Source organism: Azospirillum sp. ST 5-10, assembly GCF_051225715.1.
Taxonomy (GTDB): Bacteria; Pseudomonadota; Alphaproteobacteria; order Azospirillales; family Azospirillaceae; genus Azospirillum.
Genome location: NZ_JBPJSP010000021.1, coordinates 15,120 through 37,948 on the forward strand (window position 1 = coordinate 15,120; position 22,829 = coordinate 37,948).

At 70.5% G+C, this 22,829-nt stretch carries 17 protein-coding genes; 11 read left to right on the forward strand and 6 right to left on the reverse strand.

Annotation, left to right across the window (positions count from 1 at the left end; all coding sequences use genetic code 11):
* Positions 1–9: 9 nt before the first annotated feature.
* On the reverse strand, positions 10–2,061 hold the full coding sequence (locus tag ACSBPG_RS21045; protein WP_435539173.1) for a putative bifunctional diguanylate cyclase/phosphodiesterase: 2,052 nt from the start codon (positions 2,059–2,061) through the stop codon (positions 10–12).
* A gap of 422 nt (positions 2,062–2,483) precedes the next feature.
* Here ACSBPG_RS21045 and ACSBPG_RS21050 point away from each other — a divergent pair, with 422 nt between their 5' ends.
* The gene (locus ACSBPG_RS21050; RefSeq protein WP_435539174.1) at positions 2,484–3,491 is read left to right on the forward strand and encodes a BMP family lipoprotein; all 1,008 of its coding nucleotides are present in this window, start codon (positions 2,484–2,486) and stop codon (positions 3,489–3,491) included.
* A gap of 15 nt (positions 3,492–3,506) precedes the next feature.
* Entirely contained in the window at positions 3,507–5,030 is a 1,524-nt protein-coding gene (locus ACSBPG_RS21055; RefSeq protein ID WP_435539175.1) for an ABC transporter ATP-binding protein, read from the forward strand.
* Positions 5,031–5,117: 87 nt separating this feature from the next.
* Here ACSBPG_RS21055 and ACSBPG_RS21060 read toward each other — a convergent pair whose 3' ends face one another.
* Positions 5,118–5,411, reverse strand: a complete 294-nt coding sequence (locus ACSBPG_RS21060) for an ArsR/SmtB family transcription factor (RefSeq protein WP_435539176.1) — start codon at positions 5,409–5,411, stop codon at positions 5,118–5,120.
* A gap of 65 nt (positions 5,412–5,476) precedes the next feature.
* Between ACSBPG_RS21060 and ACSBPG_RS21065 the strand changes: the two genes are divergently transcribed.
* Positions 5,477–6,421: a threonine/serine dehydratase gene (locus ACSBPG_RS21065; protein ID WP_435539177.1), complete on the forward strand. Its 945-nt coding sequence runs from the start codon at positions 5,477–5,479 to the stop codon at positions 6,419–6,421.
* Between the two features lie 155 nt (positions 6,422–6,576).
* On the opposite strand, the gene ACSBPG_RS21070 is transcribed toward ACSBPG_RS21065, so the two are convergent.
* From ACSBPG_RS21070 to ACSBPG_RS21085, 4 genes are all read right to left on the reverse strand, one after another.
* The gene (locus tag ACSBPG_RS21070) at positions 6,577–8,340 is read right to left on the reverse strand and encodes an ABC transporter ATP-binding protein (protein WP_435539178.1); all 1,764 of its coding nucleotides are present in this window, start codon (positions 8,338–8,340) and stop codon (positions 6,577–6,579) included.
* A gap of 42 nt (positions 8,341–8,382) precedes the next feature.
* On the reverse strand, positions 8,383–9,531 hold the full coding sequence (locus ACSBPG_RS21075; RefSeq protein WP_435539179.1) for a beta-glucosidase: 1,149 nt from the start codon (positions 9,529–9,531) through the stop codon (positions 8,383–8,385).
* An 81-nt stretch (positions 9,532–9,612) separates the two neighbouring features.
* The gene (gene glf, locus ACSBPG_RS21080) at positions 9,613–11,964 is read right to left on the reverse strand and encodes a UDP-galactopyranose mutase (protein ID WP_435539180.1); all 2,352 of its coding nucleotides are present in this window, start codon (positions 11,962–11,964) and stop codon (positions 9,613–9,615) included.
* A 690-nt stretch (positions 11,965–12,654) separates the two neighbouring features.
* Positions 12,655–13,422 carry a DeoR family transcriptional regulator gene (locus ACSBPG_RS21085; protein ID WP_435539181.1) on the reverse strand — a complete coding sequence of 256 codons (768 nt, stop codon included), beginning with the start codon at positions 13,420–13,422 and terminating at the stop codon, positions 12,655–12,657.
* 187 nt (positions 13,423–13,609) lie between these two features.
* Between ACSBPG_RS21085 and deoC the strand changes: the two genes are divergently transcribed.
* The 8 genes from deoC to ACSBPG_RS21125 all read left to right on the forward strand — a co-directional run bounded on the left by deoC (position 13,610) and on the right by ACSBPG_RS21125 (position 22,786).
* Positions 13,610–14,281, forward strand: a complete 672-nt coding sequence (gene deoC / locus ACSBPG_RS21090; RefSeq protein ID WP_435539182.1) for a deoxyribose-phosphate aldolase — start codon at positions 13,610–13,612, stop codon at positions 14,279–14,281.
* Positions 14,282–14,388: 107 nt separating this feature from the next.
* Positions 14,389–15,435 carry an autoinducer 2 ABC transporter substrate-binding protein gene (locus ACSBPG_RS21095; protein ID WP_435539183.1) on the forward strand — a complete coding sequence of 349 codons (1,047 nt, stop codon included), beginning with the start codon at positions 14,389–14,391 and terminating at the stop codon, positions 15,433–15,435.
* 95 nt (positions 15,436–15,530) lie between these two features.
* Entirely contained in the window at positions 15,531–17,033 is a 1,503-nt protein-coding gene (locus ACSBPG_RS21100) for a sugar ABC transporter ATP-binding protein (protein ID WP_435539184.1), read from the forward strand.
* A gap of 10 nt (positions 17,034–17,043) precedes the next feature.
* Positions 17,044–18,021 (forward strand): ABC transporter permease, encoded by a 978-nt coding sequence (locus ACSBPG_RS21105; RefSeq protein WP_435539185.1) that lies wholly within the window; start codon positions 17,044–17,046, stop codon positions 18,019–18,021.
* A 13-nt stretch (positions 18,022–18,034) separates the two neighbouring features.
* Complete coding sequence (locus ACSBPG_RS21110) at positions 18,035–19,045, forward strand: ABC transporter permease (RefSeq protein WP_435539186.1); 1,011 nt, start codon at positions 18,035–18,037, stop codon at positions 19,043–19,045.
* A 22-nt stretch (positions 19,046–19,067) separates the two neighbouring features.
* On the forward strand, positions 19,068–20,153 hold the full coding sequence (locus ACSBPG_RS21115) for an aldose 1-epimerase family protein (protein WP_435539187.1): 1,086 nt from the start codon (positions 19,068–19,070) through the stop codon (positions 20,151–20,153).
* Between the two features lie 17 nt (positions 20,154–20,170).
* Positions 20,171–21,115, forward strand: a complete 945-nt coding sequence (gene rbsK, locus ACSBPG_RS21120; protein WP_435539188.1) for a ribokinase — start codon at positions 20,171–20,173, stop codon at positions 21,113–21,115.
* 24 nt (positions 21,116–21,139) lie between these two features.
* Positions 21,140–22,786, forward strand: coding sequence for an FGGY-family carbohydrate kinase (locus tag ACSBPG_RS21125; protein ID WP_435539189.1), 1,647 nt, complete (start codon positions 21,140–21,142; stop codon positions 22,784–22,786).
* The last annotated feature ends 43 nt before the right edge of the window (positions 22,787–22,829 follow it).

Below are 22,829 nucleotides of genomic sequence, written 5' to 3' on the forward strand. Positions count from 1 at the left end.
CGGCCCGACTCACGCCACCGCCTGGGCGACGAAGGACTCGAAGGCCGCCTGCTCCAGCGGGCGGCTGACGAGATAGCCCTGGATGCTGGTGCAGCGCTGCTGGAACAGCATGTCCGCCTGCTCCTGGGTCTCCACCCCTTCGGCGATGGTGGCGAAGCCCAGACTGTCGGCGAGGCTCACGATGGTGCCGACGATGGCCGGGTCGGTGGAGGACTTGACGATGTCGCGCACGAAGCTGCGGTCGATCTTCAAGGTGTCGATGGGGAAGCGCTTGAGATAGGCCAGCGAGGAGTAGCCGGTGCCGAAGTCGTCGATCGACAGCTTGACGCCGATGCCCTTCAGGCCGTTGAGCACGGCCACCGCCTTCTCGATGTCGCCGATCATGGCGCCTTCGGTGAGCTCCAGCTCCAGCCGGTCGGGCGGCACGCCCGACGCCTCGATGACCGACTGGACGAAGCCGACGAGGCGCACGTCCTGGAACTGCCGGGCGGACAGGTTGACCGACACCACGCCGACGTCGAGGCCCCGCTCGATCCACGCCGCCAGGGTGCGCGCCGCGCTGTAGAGCGTCCAGCAGCCGATCTCCCAGATCAGCCCGGTGTCCTCGGCCAGCGGGATGAACTCGGCCGGCGACACCAGGCCGCGCACCGGATGGCGCCAGCGGATCAGCGCCTCGGCGCCGATCAGCCGGCGCGGCGTCAGGTCCATCTTGGGCTGGTAGAACAGCTCGAACTCGCCGTTGGCGATGGCCCGCCGCAGGTCGCTCTCCATCGTCAGATGGTAGCCGTTGTGCGTGCGCATGCCGTCGTCGTAGACGACGAAGCGCTGCTCCGGGTTGCGCTTGGCATGGTGCATCGCCAGCTCGGCGTTGCGCAGCAGCTGGTCGGCCGTCTCCCCGTCGTCGGGATAGAAGGCGACGCCGATCGAGGCCCCGCAGTAGATCTCCTGCCCGAAGATCGTGAACGGCTCGCCCATGGAATAGACGATCTTCTCCGCCAGCCGCGCTCCCGCCGCCCGGTCGGCGGCGTCCGGGGCGACCACCAGGAACTCGTCGGCGCCCAGCCGTCCCACCGTGTCGGCCACCCGGGTGCCGTTGCGCAGCCGCCGCCCCACCATCTTCAGCAGCTCGTCGCCGGCCTGGTGCCCCAGGGTGTCGTTGACCTGCTTGAAGCGGTTGAGGTCGAGGAAGGCGATGGCGACCTTGGTGCGGCTGCGCTGGGCGCGCAGCAGCGCCTCCTCCAGCCGTTCGCAGACCAGCCAGCGGTTGGGCAGGTCGGTCAGGCGGTCGAAGCTCGCCTGGTAGCGGATCTGGTGCTCCTGGTACTTGCGCTGGCTGATGTCGGCCAGCGTCAGCACGTAGTGCTCCAGCGCGCCGCCGGGGGAGCGCACGGCGGACACCGTGACGTCGGCGGCGAATTCCTCGCCCGACCGGCGGAACGACGCGATCTCGCCCTGCCAGCGGCCGGTCTGCTGGGCGACCCGCCAGATCTCCTCGATGAAGGCGCGTTCGTGGCTGCCGTGATGGAACAGCACCAGCGGCTGGCCCACCAGCTCGTCCACCTCGAACGCGGTCATGGCCGTGTAGGCCGGGTTGACCGCCTGCACCATGAGCTCGGGGTCGACGATGAGGATGCCGTCGGCGACGTTCAGGAAGACGGTGGCGAGAAGGCGGATCTTCTCCTCGTGCTGCTTGCGCTCGGTGATGTCCTGGACCGTGCCTTCGTAGAAGCGGATCTCGCCGTCGGGGCCGCGCACGCACCGGGCGTTCTCGGAAATCCAGATGATCGAGCCGTCGCGGCGGAAGACGCGCGCCTCGAAGTTCTGGACGATGCCCTGGCGCACCATCAGCTCGGCGAAGGCCTCGCGGCGGCCGGGGTCGACGTAGAGCTGTCCGGCGATGTCGGTCAGGCTGAGCATCAGCTCGTCCGGCCCGTCGTAGCCGTAGATCCGCGCCAGCGACGGGTTGACCCGCAGATAGCGGCCGTCCACCGTCGTCTGGTAGATCCCCTCGACCGCATTCTCGAAGATGCTGCGGTACTGCTCCTCGGTCTCGTGGCTCATCGTCGACCGGTCCTGCGATTCGTCCGCGACTGCATTCAACGCCTGGGCAAACAGCATCTTCGACACTCGATGGTGACCGCCGCCCATCGGCACGGCCCGCGGGATCGGCGGGAGTCAGCGTCGGACGGTGCTTCGATAATGTTTCAGGGATTACACGAAAGAAAGATTAATATCGCCCTTCCGTTGCATCGTTGCCGGCCCCTGCTTCCGCCCGCCCGCCGCAAAGGGCGGGCGCAGAAGTGCGAATTGCTGACGATATGAGCACCTGAATATTCCGGGATCGCGTGTGTCGGGATTGTCATCGGGCGTTCTGCCCGCCGCCGGACGACGGCACGGTTGCGATTCTCCTGCCGCGTGACAAACTGTGCCACTGGCCCGGGCCACCGGGATTCCGGGATTCGGCGGACGCGAAGGGAACGGACATGGCGGCGACACGGACGGTTGTGGCGGCGGTTGCGGTTGCGGCGGTTGCGGCGGTTGCGTCGGGGCTGGCGGCGGGGACGGCGCGGGCCGCCGACCCGTTCCAGCCCGGCCTGGTCTACGACATGGGCGGGAAGTTCGACAAATCCTTCAACGAGGCGGCGTACGTCGGCGCCGAACGGTTCAAGTCCGAGACCGGCATCGCCTACCGCGACTTCGAGCTGACCAACGAGGCGCAGCGCGACCAGGCCCTGCGCACCCTGGCGCGCCGCGGCGCCGACGTGATCGCCGCGGTGGGGTTCACCCAGGCGGCGGCGATCGAGACGGTCGCCAAGGAGTTTCCCGACACCAAGTTCTGCCTGGTCGACGAGACGGTGGACCTGCCCAACGTGCGCTCGGTCACCTTCAAGGAGGAGGAGGCCTCGTTCCTCGTCGGCATGCTGGCGGCGCTGGCCTCGAAGACCGGCAAGGTCGGCTTCGTCGGCGGCATGGACGTGCCGCTGATCCGCAACTTCCAGACCGGCTACGAACAGGGCGTCAAGCACGTCGATCCCAAGACCGAGATCCTCGCCAACATGACCGGCACGACGCCGACCGCCTGGAACGACCCGATGCGCGGTGCCGAGCTGGCGCGCAGCCAGTTCGACCGCGGCGCCGACGTGGTCTACGCCGCGGCCGGCGCCACCGGCCTCGGCGTGCTCCAGGCGGCGGCCGACGCCGGCAAGCTGGGGATCGGCGTCGACAGCAACCAGAACTGGCTGCATCCCGGGCACATCCTCACCTCCATGCTGAAGCGCGTCGACGTCGCCATCTACGACTGCTTCGCCGACGCCAAGAACGGCACCTGGAGCGCCGGCCACGAGGTGCTGGGCCTCAAGGAGGAGGGGGTGGGCTACGCGCTCGACGAGCACAACCGCTCCCTCGTCACGCCGGACATGGAGAAGGCCGTGGAGGAGGCCCGGGCCAAGATCGTCGCCGGCGGCCTGTCGGTGGAGCCCTACAGGCCGTAAGGGGCGACCGGCACCATGGCGCGCGAGGCCGCGCTCGAGGTGGTCGGCGTCGACAAGTGGTTCGGCGCCAACCACGCCAACCGCGCGGTGTCGCTGCGCGTGGAGACGGGGACCATCCACGGCATCGTCGGCGAGAACGGCGCCGGCAAGTCGACGATCATGAACATCGTCTACGGCTACCTGCGGGCCGACGCCGGGGAGATCCGCGTCGCCGGCCGCCGCGTCGCCATCGCCACGCCGCGCGACGCCATGCGCCACGGCATCGGCATGGTCCACCAGCACTTCATGCTGGTGGACCCCTTCACCGCGCTGGAGAACGTGCTGCTCGGCGCCGAGGGCGGGCCGGCGCTGCGTCCCGGCCTGCGCCGTGCCCGGGCCGAGCTGCAGCGGCTGGAGCGCGAGTTCGGCCTGGAGGTCGACCTCGACCGGCCGGTGGGCGAGCTGCCCGTCGGCGCGCAGCAGCGCGTCGAGATCCTCAAGGCGCTCTACCGCGGCGCCGACGTGCTGATCCTCGACGAGCCGACGGGGGTGCTGACCCCCCAGGAGACCGACCACCTCTTCGCCGTCCTGCGCGCCCTGACGCAGCGCGGCAAGACGGTGGTGGTGATCACCCACAAGCTGCGCGAGATCATGGAGCTGACCGACGCGGTCACGGTGATGCGCGGCGGCCGCGTCGTGGCCGAACGGGCGACCGCCGCCACCAGCCGCGAGGAGCTGGCGGAGCTGATGGTCGGCCGCAAGGTCCTGCTGCGCGTCGACAAGGCGGCGGCTTCTCCCGGCGCGGCGGTGCTGGAGGTCGAGGGGCTGCGGGTGGTCGACGGCGCCGGGGTGGAGCGGGTCAAGGGCGTCGACCTGACGGTGCGCGCCGGCGAGATCGTCGGCATCGCCGGCGTCTCGGGGAACGGCCAGTCGGAGCTGCTGGAGGCGCTGGCCGGCATGCGCCGCCGCGCCGCCGGGACGGTGCGCCTGAAGGGGCGGGAGCTGCCGTCGGCCGAGGACCCCCGCGACCTGCGCCGCCGCGGCCTCGCCCACGTGCCGGAGGACCGCCAGCGGGTCGGCCTCGTCACCGGCTTCGCCGCCGCCGAGAGCGCCATCCTCGGCTATCACGACGACGTCGCCTACAACGGCCGGGTGCTGCTGGACCGCGCCGCGGTGCGCCGCCACTGCGCCGCGGCCATGGCGGCCTACGACGTCCGCCCCCGCGATCCGGATCTGGCCACCGCCGGCTTTTCCGGCGGCAACCAGCAGAAGCTGGTGCTGGCCCGCGAGATCGAGCGCAACCCCGACCTGCTGCTGGTCGGCCAGCCGACCCGCGGCGTCGACATCGGCGCCATCGAGTTCATCCACAAGCGCCTGGTCGCCCTGCGCGACGCCGGCAAGGCGATCCTGCTGGTGTCGGTGGAGCTGGAGGAGATCCTGGCGCTGGCCGACCGCATCCTCGTCATGTGCGGCGGCCGCATCGTCGGCGCGATGCCCGCCGGCCAGGCCGACGAGCGCCGGCTCGGGCTGATGATGGCGGGCGAGGCGACGGCGGCCTAAGCAAATCTGCGGCCTCCATGGTTTTGCAGGTTTTCCGAGCCCGCCCAAAGGTGGGCGGAGTTCGGAAAACCTGCTGAGGCGGCCGCGTCACAGGTCGGCAAGCAGCCCGCTCTTCACCGCCGCGATCCGCTCCTCGTCGCGCTGATAGAAGATCCATTGCTTGATGCGCTTCGAGCGCACCAGGCCGGCCTGGCCGAGGATCCGCATGTGCTCGCTCAGCGTCGCCGGCGTGACGCCGAGCTTCTCGGCGATGAGGAGGGCGCACACGCCGTCCTCCACCAGGTCGCCGTCGACCTGCGGCGGGAAATGCGCCCGGGGCTCCCGCAGCCATCCGAGGATGGCGAGCCGCCGCTCGTTGGCCAGCGCCTTCAGCACGTTCACGTCTTGCATTTCGTTATTAAGCTAAGTAACAGAATGGATGTCAAGCCTCCACTGGGAGCCCCGCCATGCCGATCGACCCGTCCATCACACCCGAGCGCATCGCCGAGACGGAGCGCCTGATCCGGCCGCACGTCCGCCGCACGCCGATGCTGCGCGTCGACATGGCGGATTTCGGCCTCGCCGCCCGGCCGGTGGACCTCAAGCTCGAGTGCCTGCAGCACGCCGGCTCCTTCAAGACCCGCGGCGCGTTCGCCAATCTGCTGACCCGGCCGGTCCCGGCGGCCGGCGTGGTCGCCGCGTCGGGCGGCAACCACGGAGCGGCGGTCGCCTACGCCGCCATGCGGCTGGGCGTGCCGGCGACGATCTTCGTGCCGGAGGTGACGTCGCCCGCCAAGGCCGACCGCATCCGCAGCTACGGTGCCACCCTGGTGGTCGTCGGCCAACGCTACGCCGATGCCCTGGCGGCCAGCGAACGCTGGGTGGCGGAGCGCGGGGCGCTCGCCATCCACGCCTTCGACCAGCCGGAGACCCTGCTGGGGCAGGGAACCGTCGGCTGCGAACTCGACGAGGACGCGCCCGAGACCGACACCCTGCTGGTGGCGGTCGGCGGCGGCGGGCTCATCGGCGGCATCGCCGCCTGGTTCCGCGGCCGGCGCAAGGTCGTGGCGGTCGAGCCCGAGGGGGCCCCGACCCTGCGGCGGGCGCTCGACGCGGGACGCCCGGTCGATGCCGAGACGGAGGGAATCGCCGCGGATTCGCTCGCCCCCAGGCGGGTCGGGTCGCTGATGTTCCCGATCGCCCGGGCGCACGTCGCGCGGTCCGTCCTCGTCACCGACGACGACATCCGCGCCGCCCAGCGCGCGCTGTGGGACACCGTGCGGGTGGTGGCGGAACCCGGCGGTGCCGCGGCCTTCGCGGCGCTGCTGGCGGGCGCCTACGTGCCGGCCCCGGGCGAGCGGGTGGCGGTGCTGGTCTGCGGCGCCAACACGACGGCGGTCCGCTTCGACTAAGCAGGTTTTCCGAACTCCGCCCACCTTTGGGCGGGCTCGGAAAACCAGCAAAACCATAGAGCCCGCAAGTTTGCCCAGGCCGGGCCATCGGTGACCCGATCCGGGCAAACCTGCTTAGCCGGGAGGGATGGCGGCCCACCGACAAGGGCGCCGAGCTACTCGGCGGCGAAGCCCTCGGCCTGCAGCCGCCACAGCGCGTGGAAGACGCCGCCGCGCCGGCGCAGCTCCGACGGCGGGCCGTCCTCGACGATGCGGCCCTCCATCAGCACGACGATCCGATCGAACGCCGAGACCGTCGACAGCCGGTGCGCCACCGCCAGCACCGTCCGGCCCCGGGCCAGCTCGGCGAGGGCCATCTGCACCTCGCGCTCGGACTCCGTGTCGAGGGCCGACGTGGCCTCGTCGAGGATCAGGATCGGCGCGTTCTTGAGGAAGGCGCGGGCGATTCCCAACCGCTGCCGCTGGCCGCCCGACAACCGGACGCCGCGCTCGCCGACCAGCGTCCCGTACTGCTCCGGGAGTTCCCGTATGAAACCGTCGCAGAAGGCGTGCCGCGCCGCCTCGCGGACCTCCTCGTCGCCGGCAGCGGGGCGTCCGTAGCGGATGTTCTCCAGGATCGGCCGGTGGAACAGGGAGATGTCCTGGGGAACCACCGCGATCTTCGCCCGCAGGTCGTCCTGGGCCATCGCGGCGATCGGCTGCCCGTCGATCAGGATGCGGCCGTGCTGCACGTCGTCGAGCCGCTGGATGAGGCTGGTGAGCGTCGATTTGCCGGCGCCGGACGGGCCGACCAGGCCGACCTTCTGCCCGGCCGGGATGTGCAGGCTGAACCCATCGAACACGCGCTGGCCGCCGGGATAGGCGTAGCGGACGGCTTCGAAATCGATGCGCCCGGTCCCCGGCGCCACGGGCGAGGCGGGCACGGGGTCGCGCACGTCGTGGGGCGCGGCGATCACCCGGAGGCTTTCGCCGATGGCGCTCACGTGCTGCGTCGCGCTGACCAGCGCGAAGGCGAGGTCGCGTGAGCCATGGAGGATGCGGAAGGTGAGGGCGCTGGCGATCACCACGTCTCCCGTGGTGATGTCCCCGGCCCGCCACAGCAGCAACGCCCACAGCAGCATCGAGCCCGCCATGACCCACAGGCAGGCGTCGTGCACGACCCTCGTCTTCTCCAGGTGCATCCAACTGCGCCGATGCGCCGCCGCTTCCACGCCGAACTCGCCGGCGAGGCGGTCGCGTTCGCGCCGGCCGGCGGAGAAGGCCTTCACCGCCCACACGTTGGCGACGACGTCGACCAATTCGCCCCCGGTGCGCGCCGCCTGTTCGGCGAAGGCGTGGTGCAGGTGGCGTCCCCGCAGGCCCAGCCGGACGATGCACCAGGCGACGACCGCGACGAACACGACCAGCGCCAGCGCCATGCGCCAGTCGATGGTCAGCAGCACCACCACGGCGCCGAGGAAATCGGTGCAGGGAGGAACGATGTTCCAGGTGAGCGTGCTGAAGATCTGCGCTGCGGCCGTTGCCGTGCCGGCGATGCGGTTGCCCAACGCGCCCGCCAGATGGCCGGAGAAATAGCGCATCGAGTGCCCGGTGAGATGCGCGAACAGGTCGAGGCGCATGTCGACGCCGGTCGCCACCACCGTGCGGCCGCCGAGCCATCCGCCGAGCCGCCACAGCACGTTCTCCATCGCGATCAGGCCGAGGAACAGGCCGAGCGGCGTCCAGACGTCGACCGACGGCCGGTCGGGGGCCGCCATCGCGTCGATGAGCAGCTTCATGGCGTACTGCACGGCCACGGCACAGGCGGCGGCGCCGACGATGAAGGTGAACAGCCAGCCGAAGTGCCACGACCGCAGGCGCACGTAGCGCATGAGGAAGGGAAGCGGGCGATCGGGCAGAGGCTGATGGGACGGCGTCACGGACGGCTCCTTCACGGCGGCGGATGGACGGGCCGGACCGCCTCAGGAGGCGGCCGCCATCGCGACCGCGGCCGGCCGGGCGTCGAAACCGGCCCCCTGGCGGTCGAGGGCGGCGGCGAGGGGACGGTGGAGGCGGCGCCCGCCGCGCTCGTCGCACGGCCCATAGAGCCCGACCTCGCAGTGCCGTTCGTCGGCCCAGCCGGGATAGTCGAGGATGGGATAGAGGCAGATCCCTTCCACCGGGACGCCACGGGCGAGCGCCGAGCGGACCTGGTCGCAGACGTAGTCGAGCCATGGCACGCGGGCGTCGCCCTCGGCGCCCGTCTCGGCGACCAGCAGCGGACGGTCGTATCGCCGGTGCGTCTCGGCCAGGATGTCGGCGAACGGCCGGTAGCGGGGATCGGTGCGCTCGATCGTCCCGCCGTTCAGGAACCACTGGTTGTCGGAGTAGTAGTTGACGCCGATGATGTCCAGATACTCCGGCTTGCCGCCGAGACCCGGCCAGACGTGGCCGGCGATCATGTCCCAAGCCTCGAACTGAGCGAGGCGCGCGCCCTCGGCGGCGGCGGCGTCACGGGGCCGGTCGGGCCGGGGCAGCACGTGGATCACCGGGTCGACCTGGACGAAGCGGGCGCGGGGGTCGACGGACCGGATGGCGTCGACGGCGGCGATCGTCGCCCGCACCAACTGGTGCTTCAGCTCGCAACCCCGGCCTCGCGCCATGGGGTTGAAGCGGGCCATGTCGCCTCCGGCCCACGCCCAGTACGAAATCTCGTTGACCGGGCAGTAGACGGGCGGCTCCCCGCCCTCGTCGCGCACCACGCCGGCAACGGCGGCGGCGAAGCGCGCGAACCGCTCCACGAAGGCCGGCCGCCAGATGTCGAGATCGTCCGGCCAGCCGTAGTGGCAAAGGTCCCAGACGACACGAACGCCGGCCGCCCGGGCGGCGCGGAGCATGGGCACGAAACTGGACCAGTCGTAGTGGCCGGGCGCCGATTCCACGAGATGCCAGCGCACCCCGTCGCGGACGCCGCGGATGCCGTGGGCGACCATGCGGGCGTAGTCGCCGGCGGCGTGCCGGTCGTGGCCGGTCGCGGCGATCAGGTCGAGACGCCGCCCGTCGTGCCGCCGGTGCGTCGAACACTCGAAGCCGCCGAGAAAGACGCTGTCGAAGAGGGGCGCGTGGTTCATGCATGCTTCTCCCGCGGACACGCCGGCGCCGCCGATGGGAAGCGCCGGCTGCCGCCGTCACGACGGGTGGGATGGGGGCGTTCAGTCTCCGAGATCGGCGACCTTGCGGGACACGGCGTCGACGCCGGCCGGGTCGTTCCGGACGACCGGCTCGTTGCCGAGCGACCGGAACTCGCGCGCGGCGCGGGTGAGCGCCTGGGCCTGCTGGTCGTCGCGGGCGATGCGCGCGTAGGCCGCCAGCGCCTGCGCCACCACCTGGTCCATGTTGTAGTAGCGGTACGTCCCCAACCGCCCGAGGAAGAGGACGTTCGGCGTCGCGTCGGCGAGCGCCTGGTATCGGCGGAACAGCTCCTGGTTCTCGGCCCGGGGGATGGGGTAGTAGGGGTCACCGTCGGCGGCCGGATACTCATACGTGATGCTGGTCCTCGGGTGCTGTTGGCCGGTCAGATGCTTGTACTCGGTGATGCGGGTGTAGGGCACGTCCTCCGACGGGTAGTTGACCACCGCCACCGGCTGGAAGGTCTCCCGATCGCTCGTCGTGTGCCGGAACCGCAGGGACCGGTAGGGCAGCTTGCCGTAGCAATGGCCGAAGAACTCGTCGATGGGGCCGCTGTAGACGATCCGGTCGTACCGCACCTCGTGCCGGATCTCTTCGAAATCGGTGTTGACCATCACCTTGATGTTCGGATGGTCGAGCATGGCCTCGAACATCCGCGTGTAGCCGTGCAGCGGCATGGCCTGGAAGCTGTCGCCGAAGTAGCGGTCGTCGTCGCTGGTCCGCGTCGGCACCCGCGCGGTGACCGACTTGTCCAGGTCCGACGGGTCGAGCCCCCACTGCTTGCGGGTGTACCCGCGGAAGAACAGCTCGTAGAGCTCCCGCCCGACGCGGCTGACCACCACGTCCTCCGAGGTGCGGATCTCGGCGACCGGCTCCGCCCGCGAGGCCAGGAATCCGTCCACCTGCTCCGGCGTCAGGGCGAGGCCGTACAGCCGGTTGATGGTGGTCCGGTTGATCGGGATCGGCACGAGCCGGTCGCGCACTTGCGCCAGCACACGATGCTCGTAGGGGCGCCACTTGGTGAATCGGGAGAGATAGTCGACGACCTGCTGCGCGTTGGTGTGAAAGATGTGCGGGCCGTAGCGATGGATGAGGATGCCTGCGTCGTCGTAATGGTCGTAGGCGTTGCCTGCGATGTGCGGTCGGCGGTCGATCAGCAGCACCCGCTTGCCCAGGCCGTTCGCCAGCCGCTCGGCGAGCACGCTGCCCGCAAACCCGGCGCCGACGATCAGATAGTCGAACCCGGTCTTCCGGTGCGCCGGTCGCACCCCGCCCGCCGCGGTCGGCACCGGGATGCCCGAGGCGACCAGATGGAGCGGCACCGGCGCCGGCGGCGTGCGGACCGGGACCCGGGCCTTGTCCATCACCTCCTTCATGCGCGCCTGCGTCCTGTCCCAGGACATGTCCCGCAGGACGAGGTCGGCGGCGGTGCGCAGACGCTCCGGATCGGCAGCGTCGGCCAGCGCCGCACCGATGGCGGCGACGAAGTCCTCCGGCGCGTCGGCGATGCGGACGAGGCCGGTGTCGCCGTAGCTCCGCACCACGTCGGTGATCGACGTCGAGACGACCGGGCGGCCGGCGGCCAAATACTCCGGCGTCTTGGTCGGGCTGATGAAGCGGGTGGCTTCGTTGCGTGCGAACGGCATCAGGGCGACGTCCCAGCCGGCGAGATAGCGCGGCAGGTCGTCGTACACTTTCGGGCCGAGATGGTGGACGTTCGGGCGCTTCGGCAGGCGGGCGGGATCGATCTTGACGACCGGCCCGAGGAGGATGAACTGCCAGTCCGGGCGCAGGCCGGCGGCGGCGTCCAGGAGATCGACGTCCAGCCGCTCGTCGATGACGCCGTAGAAACCAAGGCGCGGTCCGGGGATCGCGCGTTGGTCGTCGGGTTCGTCCACCATGGACCGGGCGGCCGCGAAGTGGGCGACGTCGACGCTGCTGGGAAAGGCGTGCGCGTTGGGATGAAGCGATCGCTTGGCCTCGTACAGGCTGACCCCGCCCGTGAACACCACGTCCGCCCGCTTGAGCAGAGCGCGTTCGCGCTCGACCAGCTCCGGCGGTGCGCCGTGGAACGCCGACAGTTCGTCCATGCAGTCGTAGATCACCAGGGAGCCGCGGAGATGGCCCGACCAGTCCAGGCTCATCGGCGTGTAATACCAGAGGATCGGGTCCTCGATTCCCCCGGCGGCGAGGTGGTCGTCGAGCAGCGCGCGCTGCGCCATTGCGGTGTCGCGCTCGCTCAGGGCGAGAGGAATCCGGGGCACGAGGACGCGCACCCCCTCCTCCTCCCGCACGTCCAGCCAGGGTTCCGGCGTGTCGTTGCGGACCGGCTCCTCGAAGAACAGCACCCGATGGTCCCGAGCGAACCTCGCCATCAGATGCTGCGGCCGCTGATAGACGAAATTCCAGCGCAGATGCGAAAAGCAGATCAGCGTGGGGAGGGAGTGGTCGGATCTTGGCGTTGCGCGTGGAGGCGTCTGCTGATGGGACCCGAATCGGCTCTTGCCGATGGCGCATTGGAATTGGCCGGCCCAGCTCATGAGACCTGTGACTCCTCGACGGTTTGTCCGGAAAATCATTGCTGAGGTGATCGGCTGCTGGCTCGCGGTGGAATGTAGAAGCTCAGCAGTGTTCAGCAAAAGGAAGTATAAACGCTGCGGTGCAGCAACAACTGTTTTGTGAGGGTTTCGCCCTTTTTTCCGCTGTAATCCGTATTCGAAGGAAAAAAAGGAAGTATAGGCGGGTGGTTTCGTGGATTATTTAGCTTTGGCTGACTGCCATTGGGTGAGCTGGAGCTTGGCTGAGCGATGCTGTTCCGGCGTTCTCCGGCGGGTCAGCCGACTCGCGGCGTCGCCGTCGGCGCCGCCGGGTCCGCTCGCGAGCGCCCGTTCATGCTGCGCGACGCCCGCAGGGTGATGTCTCCGGCGCCGGCAGCGTCGAGGGAGGTCCCGTGGTCGACCGCATCTTCGTCCGGTGCGGCGACCGCATCGCCGGAGGCATGCCCACGGCCCGGGCCGACGGCGCCGCGTGGCCCGACAACGGCGGGGGGCGAACGCCAAGCCCCGTCAAGCCACCAGCAGGCGGGCTCCGGCGTCCTCGACCAGGGTCCGCGCGTCCGGCGCGATGCCGGCGTCGCAGCACACGGCGTCGAACGCGTCGAGCCGGGCGAAGTACGCCGGCTTGACGACGGCGAACTTGGTGGAATCGACCACCAGCACCTTGCTCACCGCCTTCGCCATGGCGACCTGCTTGATCTCCACCTCGTGGAAGTTGGAGCAGCTCACGCCGAGCGACGGGTGGACGCCGCCGGCCGAGACGAAGGCCGTGTTGATGCCGATGCCGCGCAGCGTGTCCAGAGCCTCCGGGCTGGAGAAGGAGGCCGAGGACGGGTGGTAGAGGCCGCCCAGCAGGAGCACCCGCACGCCGGGTTTCTTGCAGACGATCTCCGCCACGTTCATCGCATAGCACACCACCGTGATGCCGCTGTGGGCGGGTATCCGGCTGGCGAGGTGCGGGATCGTCGTGCCGCAGTCGAGGAAAATGGTCGCCCGCGGTGCCAGCAGGGTCGCCGCGGCCTCGCAGGCGGCCCGTTTCAGGTCGGTGTGGGCGTCGCGCTCGCGGTCCAGCATGTAGCCGAGCCCGCCCGGGTCCTCCGGCGCGCCGGCGATGTAGCCGCCGAGGTAGGTGAAGCGGCCGCCGCCGGCGGCGATGTCCCGGCGCACCGTCATCTCCGACACGCCGAGCAGGCGCGCGGCGTCCTTCAGCCTCAGATATCCCCCCGGCTCCAACGCCGTCTGCAAGCGGTCCAGCCGCTCCGTCCTTCGCGTCGACATGGCTGCCCCCACCACCGGCGACCGCCCGGCATCCCGGCGGCCGGCGGCCGGGGGCGGGATCGGGCGAGTCCCGGAAACATGTTTTCACCTTGACATACACGCCGTCAATGTGAAACCATCATTCCACAAAATGTTAGAATAATAACATTTGGACGGCTGCCAACGGCGCCGTCCGGGGGAGCGTCCCATGTCCACAGCGAGCGTCCCTGCGGCGCCGGGTGATCTGGCGCGGTACATCGACCACACGCTGCTGCGCCCCGACGCGCAGCCGGCCGAGATCGGCCGGCTGTGCGACGAGGCGCTGGCGCACGCGTTCAAGGCGGTCTGCGTCAACCCGCTGTTCGTTCCCCTGGTGGCCGAGCGGCTCGCCGGCTCGGCGGTGGCGACCTGCGCGGTGATCTGCTTTCCCTTCGGGGCCGACCCCACCGCGATCAAGGTGGCCGAGGCCGAGTGGGTGGTGCGCCACGGCGCGCGCGAGGTCGACATGGTCATCCCGATCGGCCTGCTGAAGGCCGGCGAGACGGCCGCCGTGCGCGACGACATCGCCGCGGTCAAGCGGGCCTGCGGCGACGCGCTGCTCAAGGTCATCATCGAGACCGGCCTGCTGAGCGACGCCGAGAAGGTGCTCGCCTGCCGGCTGGCGCAGGAGGCCACGGCCGATTTCGTCAAGACGTCCACCGGCTTCGCCGGCGGCGGCGCCACCGTCGCCGACGTCGCCCTGATGCGCCGCACCGTCGGCGACGGCATGGGGGTCAAGGCGTCCGGCGGCGTGCGCACCACCGAGGACGCCCGCCGCATGATCGAGGCCGGGGCGTCGCGGATCGGCGCCAGCGCCAGCGTGGCGATCGTCACCGGCTGACGCGGAACGCGGCGGGCCGCCTCGCGAGGCGATCCGCCGTCGGCACGGGGGAGGGGTCGGGCGGCCCCTTCGACACAAAAAGCCTTCTTCCATGGGAGTCCGCAGCAATGAAGATGCTTCTCTCGTCACTCTTCGTCGCCGGCGCGCTGATCGCGGGACCGGCGCTGGCCGAGGACCCGGTCGCCACGCCGGACGCCGTCAAGACGCTGACGTCGAGCGCCACCGGCAAGACCTACTCCATCGCGACGGTGGTGAAGGTCGACGGCATCGCCTGGTTCGACCGCATGCGCGAGGGCGTGAAGCAGTTCGGCGCCGACACCGGCCACGACACCTGGATGGTGGGACCGAGCCAGGCGGACGCGGCGGCGCAGGTGCAACTGGTGGAGAACCTGATCGCCCAGGGCGTCGACGCCATCACCATCGTGCCGTTCTCGGTCGAGGCGGTGGAGCCCGTGCTGAAGAAGGCGCGCGACCGCGGCATCGTCGTCATCGCCCACGAGGCGTCGAACATCCAGAACGCCGACTACGTGCTGGAGGCCTTCGACAACAAGGCGTACGGCGCCAAGCTCATGGAGGTGCTGGGCGGCTACATGGGCGGCGAGGGCAAGTACGTCGCCACCGTCGGCAGCCTGACGTCGAAGTCGCAGAACGAATGGATCGACGGCGCCATCGCCTACCAGAAGGAGCACTTCCCGAAGATGGAGCTGGTGACCAACCGGCTGGAGACCTACGACGACGCCAACACCGACTACAACAAGCTGAAGGAAGTCCTCACCACCTATCCCGACCTCAAGGGGATCGTCGGCGGTCCGATGCCGACCTCGGCGGGCGCCGGCCGGCTGATCGCCGAGCGCGGGCTGAAGGACAAGCTGTTCTTCTCCGGCACCGGGCTGGTCTCGGTGGCGGGCGAGTATCTCGCCAACGGCAACATCCAGTACATCCAGTTCTGGGACCCCGCGGTCGCCGGCTACGCCATGAACATGCTGGCGGTGATGGCGCTGGACGGCAAGAAGGACCAGATCAAGGCCGGCCTCGACCTCGGCCTGCCCGGCTACACCAAGCTGACCACGCCCGAAGGGGCCAAGCCCAACCTGCTCTACGGCCAGGGCTGGGTCGGCGTGACCAACAAGAACATGGACAAGTACGACTTCTGAGCCTGCCCCGGCGGGCGGGGAAGGCCGGCGGCGACGCCGGCCTTCCGGCGCCGGCACCCCTCGCTTCCTCCGTTCTTCACGCTGGCGGGCTGGCCATGGCAGACGATCTCATCGAACTCCGCGACGTCCGGAAGGAGTTCTCCGGCGTCGTCGCCCTCGACGGCATCTCGCTCGCCATCCGGGCCGGCGAGATCCACTGCCTGGCCGGCGAGAACGGCTCGGGCAAGTCGACGGTGATCAAGATCATGTCGGGCGTCTACCAGCCCGACGCCGGCGAGATCCTCGTCGACGGCCGGCCCGCCGGCCGGCTGACGCCGATCGCCGCGATCGACCGCGGCGTCCAGGTGATCTACCAGGACTTCTCCCTGTTCGGCAATCTGACGGTCGCCGAGAACCTGGCGATCAACGTCCATCTGCGCGAGAAGCGGCGGCTGATGGATTGGCGGCGCACGCGGACCATCGCCCGCGAGGCGGTGGAGCGGCTGGGCGTCGCCCTCGACCTCGACGCCGAGGTCGGCACCCTGCCGACCGCCGGCAAGCAGCTCGTCGCCATCGCCCGCGCGCTGATGTCGGACGCCCGGCTCATCATCATGGACGAGCCGACGACGGCGCTCACCCGCAAGGAGGTGGAGACGCTGTTCCGCATCGTCCGCGACATCCAGGCGCGCGGCATCGCCGTCCTGTTCGTCAGCCACAAGATGCGCGAGATGCTGGAGATCAGCGAGCGCATCACCGTCATCCGCAACGGCCGCAAGGTCGCCGAGGGCCCGACCGGCGACTTCGACGAGGCGGCCATCGTCCGCCACATGACCGGGTCCGACATCCTGAACGAGCCCTATGTCTGGACGCCGCCGGCCGGCACCGCGCCGCCGCCGCGCCTGGAGATCCGCGACCTCGCTGCCGCCGGCCATTTCGAGGGGCTGAACCTGGCGGTGCGGCCCGGCGAGATCGTCGGGCTGTCGGGCCTGCTCGGCTCCGGCCGCACCGAGGTGGCGCTGACCCTGTTCGGCATGATGCCGGGCTACCGCGGCGAGATCCGCATCGACGGGGCGCCGGTCCGCCTGCACTCGACCCAGGACGCCATCGGCGCCGGCGTCGCCTACGTGCCGGAGGACCGCCTGACCGAGGGGCTGTTCCTCACCCAGAGCATCGACCGCAACATGCTGGCGACCTCCTACGATCGGCTGGCGCCGCATCTGGTGATCGACCGCGAGCGCGCCGCCGCGCTGTCCTCCGGCATGATCCGCTCCATGCCGATCGTGACGCCGTCGGGGGCCGCCCCGGTGATCCAGCTCTCGGGCGGCAACCAGCAGCGGGTGGTGCTCGCCCGCTGGCTGCTCACCGACGCCCGGGTGCTCATCCTCAACGGGCCGACGGTCGGCGTCGACGTCGGCTCGAAGGCCGAGATCCACCGCAAGATCCGCGAACTCGCCGTGCATCACGGACTCGCCGTGCTGATGATCTCCGACGACGTGCTGGAGCTGGTGCAGAACTGTAACCGCATCGTCGTGATGCACCGTGGCCGGTTCGTCGAGGAACTGGACAGCGCCGCGACCTCCGAGGAGCAGGTCAGCGAGCGTCTGAAGGCCCTGACGTGAGGAGGACATGATGGCCTGGCTCCGACGCTCGGAAACGGTCATCGCGGGCATCCTGCTGCTCGCCATGATCCTCATCGGCCTGGTCAACCCGGCCTTCTGGCAGCTCGACAACCTGTTCAGCCTGCTGCGCAGCAACGTGATCATCGGCATCATGGCGCTGGGCGTGCTGCTGGTCATGATCTCCGGCGGCATCGACGTCTCGTTCCCGGCCTTCGCCGTCGCCGCCATGTACCTGACGGTCAAGGGCATGCTGTACCTGGGCTACGACGGCGTGGCGCTGCCCTTCCTGACCGCCGCGGTGATCGGCCTGCTGTTGGGCTGCCTCAACGCCCTCTTCGTCTACAAATTCCGCATGATCCCGCTGATCGTGACGCTCGGCACCGGCGCCATGGTGCGCGGCTTCCTGCTCGGCGTCGTCGGCACCAGCATGATCAACATCAACCGGATGCCGGACGCGCTGATGGACTTCGCCAAGGTCGAGGTCGTCAGCCTGGTGAAGGACAACGGCACGACCTACGGGCTGACCGCCATGGTGCTGGTCTATTTCGGCCTGGCGGTGCTGATGCACCTGGTGCTGCGCCACACCATGATCGGGCGCAGCGCCTACGCGCTGGGCGGCGACGCCGAGGCGGCGCGGCGCGCCGGCTTCGACCTGCGCCGCACCATCTTCTTCATCTACTGCACCGCCGGCGCCCTCGCCGGCTTCGCCGGGCTGCTGCACAGCGGCATGATCTGGCTGGCCAATCCGCGCGACTTCGTCGGCCTGGAGCTCGACGTGATCGCCGCCGTGGTGCTGGGCGGCGCCTCCATCTTCGGCGGGCGCGGCACGGTGCTGGGGACGATGCTCGGCGTCTTCATGCTCGTGATGGTCAAGAACAGCCTCATCATCATGAAGGTCGACACCACCTGGCAGCGGGTGGTGGTGGGCGTCATCATCATCGTCGCCACCGCCGTGACGGCGTGGCGCGACCGCCGTCGCCAGGCGTGAGGGGGGTGGGATCATGAGGAACGCAGCCGCCATGAAGCACCCGCTCGATGTCCGCGCCCTCATCAACCGCGACAACAACATCGTCCAGCTCGTGGTGATGACGGTGCTGATCTTCGCCGTGATGACGGCGCTGAGCCCCGACAAGTTCCTGCGCTACTACAACTTCGAATCGATCACCTACATCTTCCCGGAGCTCGGGCTGCTGTCCATCGCCATGATGATCGCCATGCTGACCGGCGGCATCGACCTGTCGGTGGTCGGCGTGGCCAACCTCTCGGGCATCCTCGCCGGCGTGGTCTTCCACCGGCTGGCCGGTGCCGCGGGAATGGCCGACACCGGGGTCATGGTGGTGCTGCTGGGCGGCGTCGTGGCGCTCGGCACCGGGGTGGTCGCGGGGGCGATCAACGGCTTCCTCATCACCCGCCTGGGCATCACGCCGATCCTGGCGACGCTCGGCAGCGGCCAGGTCTTCACCGGGCTGGCCATCGTGCTGACCGGCGGCCCGGCCATCGTCGGCTTCCCCGCGGCCTGGACCTTCCTCGGCAACGGCAAGATCCTCGGGCTCGCCACCCCCTTCGTCCTGTTCGTGCTGCTGGCGGCGCTGATCGCCTTCGTGCTGTCGCGCACCACCTTCGGCGTCAACCTCATGCTGATCGGCACCAACCCGAAGGCGGCCCTGTTCGCCGGTCTGAAGCGCGAGCGCATGGTGTTCTGGAGCTACGTGCTGACCGGCGTCCTCGCCTCCGTGGCCGGAATCATCCTGTCGGGGCGGACCAACGCCGCCAAGTCGGACTACGGCACCTCGTACCTGCTGCAGGCGGTGCTGATCGCCGTGCTCGGCGGCACCAACCCGGCCGGCGGGCGGGGCACCGTGCTCGGCGTGTCGATCGCCGTGCTGGCCCTGATGCTGCTGTCCAGCGGCTTCCAGATCCTGCGCTTCTCCAACCATCTCATCGATTTCATCTGGGGCGGCTTCCTGCTGCTGGTGATCGCCATCAACGCCTTCAAGACGCGCACCCGCTGAGCGGGCGCCGGAGGGGGAAACCATGACCGTCCGATCCGCAGTCCATCTCCGCAGGACCTTCTTCGGCGAGGCCGAGCGGACCGTCGTCGAGGCGGCCGGCATGACCGCCGGCCTGTTCCGCTACGACAGCGGCATCGAGGCGGTCCGCCTCGCCAACCGCCGCGGCCACCTCGTGGTGCTGCCCTATTTCGGGCAGATGGTGTGGGACGCGGTGTTCGACGGCGTCGACCTGACCATGGCCAACATGTTCGCCATGCCGCGGCCGGCCGACGTGATCGTCGGCACCTACGGCTGCTTCGCCTTCCATTCCGGCCTGCTGCGCAACGGCTGCCCGGGCCCGCAGGACAGCCACCCCCTGCACGGCGAGATGCCGTGCGCGCCGATGGACGAGGCCGGCCTGGAGATCGGCGAGGACGGCGAGGGGCCCTACCTGGCGGTGACGGGGCTGCGCGAGTACGTGATGGGCTTCGGCGCCCACTACGCGGCGCGGCCGCGGGTCGTGCTGCGCCCCGACTCCACCCTGTTCGACATCGAGATGGCGGTGGAGAACCGCTCCGGCGCGGCCATGGACCTCATGTACATGTGCCACGTCAACTTCGCCTTCGCCGAGGGCGCGCGCATCGTCCAGCCCGCTCCCTTCACGCCGGAATGCACCGTGGTGCGCACCCAGGTGCCGGCCCACGTGCCGCGCAGCCCGGCCTACGACGCCCTGCTGGAGGAGCTGGCGCGCGATCCCTCGGTCATGGAGGTGCTCGACGAGCCCGCGCGCTACGATCCCGAGCAGGTGTTCTACGTCCGCGGCCTGCGCGCCGCGGCCGACGGGCGCACCGCGCTGATGCTGCGCCGGCGCGAGGGCGACGCCTTCCACATCGCCTACGACGTCGCCAGCTTCCCCAGGACGGTGCGCTGGGTGCTGGTCAACAGCGACCAGAAGGTCTGCGCCTTCGCGCTGCCCTCCACCTGCGAGCCGGAGGGCTACGCCGCCGAGCGCGCCAAGGGCAACGTGCAGACCCTGGAGGGCGGGGCGACGCGCCGCTTCTCGGTGCGGCTCGGCTATCTCGCGCCCGCCGAGGCCGAGGCCGCCGAACGCGCCATCCGCGCACTGTGACGAGGGAGGACACCGCCATGCCGGGCAGGATCGCCGTGGTCGGCAGCAACATGGTCGACCTGATCACCTACACCGACCGCATGCCGGCGCCGGGCGAGACGATCGAGGCGCCGCGCTTCGAGATGGGCTGCGGCGGCAAGGGCGCCAACCAGGCCGTCGCCGCGGCGCGCCTGGGGGCCGAGGTGCTGATGGTCACCAAGGTCGGCGACGACATCTTCGCCGACAACACGATCCGCAACTTCGGCGCCTGCGGGATCGACACCCGCTTCGTCGAGCGGGTGCCCGGCACGTCGAGCGGGGTGGCGCCGATCTTCGTCGAGCCGTCGGGCGAGAACAGCATCCTCATCGTCAAGGGCGCCAACGCCCTGCTGTCGCCGGCCGATGTCGACCGCGCCGCCGACGCGCTGCGGGCGTGCGACCTGATCGTCCTGCAGCTCGAGGTGCCGCTGGAAACGGTCTACCACACCATCGCCTTCGGCGCCCGCCACGGCATCGAGACCTTGCTCAACCCCGCCCCGGCGGCGGCCGACCTCGATCCCGCGCGGATCGAACGGGTGACCTTCCTGGTGCCCAACCAGACCGAGCTCGCCACCATCTCCGGCCTGCCGGTGACCACCGAGGCCGAAGCCGAGACGGCGGCGCGGCGCCTGATCGGGCGGGGCATCCGCACGGTGATCGTCACGCTGGGCGCGCGCGGCGCGCTGCTGGTGACGGCCGGCACGGCGGCGCGGCGGATCGACCCGGTGGCGGTCCGTCCGGTCGACACCACGGGGGCCGGCGACGCCTTCATCGGCAGCTTCGCGCGCTACTATGTGGAGGGCCGCGACCTCGACAAGGCTCTGCGCCTGGCGGTGCGCTATGCTGCCGACAGCATCACCCGGCCGGGCACCCAGAAGTCCTACGCCACGCGCGAGGCGTTCGAGGCCTTCTGCGCCGGCCTCGACGGAGCGGGGGCGGCCTGAGGCCGGGCCCCGGAGGGAAGGATCATGACACGGGCGGTCATCGGGGTGGACGTCGGCACGGGCAGCGCCCGCGCCGGGATCTTCGACCTGGAGGGGCGCCGGCTGGCGACGGCCACGCGGCCGATCCGGCTGTGGCGGCCGGCCCCGGAATGGGCGGAGCAGTCGTCGGACGACATCTGGTCCAGCGTGTGCGCCGCGGTGCGCGAGGCGTTGGAGGGCTGCGCCGCGGCGCCCGACGTGGTGGGGATCGGCTTCGACGCCACCTGCTCCCTGGTGGTGCTCGACCCGGCCGGGCGCCCGGTGACGGTGGACGTCGACGGCGGCGACACCCGCAACGTCATCGTCTGGATGGACCACCGCGCCGACGACCAGGCCGCGCGGATCAACGCCGGCGGCCACGACGTGCTGCGCTACGTCGGCGGCCGCGTGTCGCTCGAGATGCAGACGCCCAAGCTCCTGTGGCTGAAGGAGAACCTGCCGGAGAGCTGGCGCCGCGCCGGCCATTTCCTCGACCTGCCGGACTTCCTGACCTGGCGCGCCACCGGATCGCCGCGGCGCTCGCTGTGCTCGCTGGTGTGCAAGTGGACCTATCTCGGCCACGAGGGCCGCTGGGACGACGGGTTCCTGCGCGCCATCGGCCTCGGCGACCTCGTGGAGGAGGGGCATGCCCGCATCGGCACCGATGTCGGCGCGGTCGGCAGCGCCGTTCCCGGCGGGCTGTCGGCGCGGGCGGCCGGCGAACTCGGGCTGCGGCCCGGCACGCCGGTGGGCACCTCGCTGATCGACGCCCACGCCGGCGGCGTCGGCGTCCTCGGCGCCGCCATCCCCGGCGAGGGCGCCGTCGACTTCGACCGGCGCCTCGCCCTCGTCGGCGGCACGTCGAGCTGCCACATGGCGGTGAGCCGCGGCGCGCCCCGCTTCATCCCCGGCGTCTGGGGCCCCTACTTCTCCGCCATGGTCCCCGGCCTGTGGCTGAACGAGGGCGGCCAGTCGGCGACCGGCGCCCTGATCGACCACGTGGTGCACGGCCACCCGCGCCATGCCGACCTCGCCGCGCGGGCGCGGGCGGTCGACGAGTCGGTCTACCTCGTGCTGAACGAGCACCTCGCCGCCATGGCGGCGCGCGACGGCGTCGCCGTCGCCGAGCTGACCCGCGACCTGCACGTGCTGCCCGACTTCCACGGCAACCGCTCGCCGCGCGCCGACGCCAGCCTGCGCGGCATGATCAGCGGCCTGCGCCTGGCCGACAGCCTCGACGACTTGGCGCTGCTCTACCTGGCGACGGTGCAGGCCGTCGCCTACGGCACCCGCCACATCGTCGAGACGATGAACGGCTGCGGCTATGCCATCGACACGCTGCTCGCCTGCGGCGGCGGGACGAAGAATCCGGTGTTCGTGCAGGCGCACGCCGACGCGCTGGGGTGCGCCCTCGTCCTGCCGGAGGAGCCGGAGGCGGTGCTGCTCGGCGCCGCCGTCCTGGGGGCCGTGGCGGCCGGCGCCTACGCCGACGTGCCGGCCGGCATGTCCGGCATGAGCCGGGCGGGCCGGGTCGTGCCGCCGGCCGACGGCGCGTTGCGCGGCTATCACGACCGCAAGTACCGGGTGTTCCAGCGGCTCTACGACGACCAGATGGCGTACCGGGCGCTCATGGCGCCGTCGGCGACGGCCTGAGGGAGCGGCCGGCACTATCACCGTCGCGCCCTTGCGCTCGTGC

Bases quoted from the DNA above. Each gene is read 5' to 3' on its own strand.
- ACSBPG_RS21115 (WP_435539187.1), top strand. From the start codon at position 19,068: ATGACCGTCCGATCCGCAGTCCATCTCCGCAGGACCTTCTTCGGCGAG.
- ACSBPG_RS21075 (WP_435539179.1), bottom strand. From the start codon at position 9,531: ATGAACCACGCGCCCCTCTTCGACAGCGTCTTTCTCGGCGGCTTCGAG.
- ACSBPG_RS21055 (WP_435539175.1), top strand. From the start codon at position 3,507: ATGGCGCGCGAGGCCGCGCTCGAGGTGGTCGGCGTCGACAAGTGGTTC.
- ACSBPG_RS21065 (WP_435539177.1), top strand. From the start codon at position 5,477: ATGCCGATCGACCCGTCCATCACACCCGAGCGCATCGCCGAGACGGAG.
- ACSBPG_RS21105 (WP_435539185.1), top strand. From the start codon at position 17,044: ATGGCCTGGCTCCGACGCTCGGAAACGGTCATCGCGGGCATCCTGCTG.
- ACSBPG_RS21100 (WP_435539184.1), top strand. From the start codon at position 15,531: ATGGCAGACGATCTCATCGAACTCCGCGACGTCCGGAAGGAGTTCTCC.
- rbsK (WP_435539188.1), top strand. From the start codon at position 20,171: ATGCCGGGCAGGATCGCCGTGGTCGGCAGCAACATGGTCGACCTGATC.
- ACSBPG_RS21110 (WP_435539186.1), top strand. From the start codon at position 18,035: ATGAGGAACGCAGCCGCCATGAAGCACCCGCTCGATGTCCGCGCCCTC.
- ACSBPG_RS21095 (WP_435539183.1), top strand. From the start codon at position 14,389: ATGAAGATGCTTCTCTCGTCACTCTTCGTCGCCGGCGCGCTGATCGCG.
- ACSBPG_RS21125 (WP_435539189.1), top strand. From the start codon at position 21,140: ATGACACGGGCGGTCATCGGGGTGGACGTCGGCACGGGCAGCGCCCGC.
- deoC (WP_435539182.1), top strand. From the start codon at position 13,610: ATGTCCACAGCGAGCGTCCCTGCGGCGCCGGGTGATCTGGCGCGGTAC.
- glf (WP_435539180.1), bottom strand. From the start codon at position 11,964: ATGGCGAGGTTCGCTCGGGACCATCGGGTGCTGTTCTTCGAGGAGCCG.
- ACSBPG_RS21050 (WP_435539174.1), top strand. From the start codon at position 2,484: ATGGCGGCGACACGGACGGTTGTGGCGGCGGTTGCGGTTGCGGCGGTT.
- ACSBPG_RS21045 (WP_435539173.1), bottom strand. From the start codon at position 2,061: ATGAGCCACGAGACCGAGGAGCAGTACCGCAGCATCTTCGAGAATGCG.
- ACSBPG_RS21085 (WP_435539181.1), bottom strand. From the start codon at position 13,422: ATGTCGACGCGAAGGACGGAGCGGCTGGACCGCTTGCAGACGGCGTTG.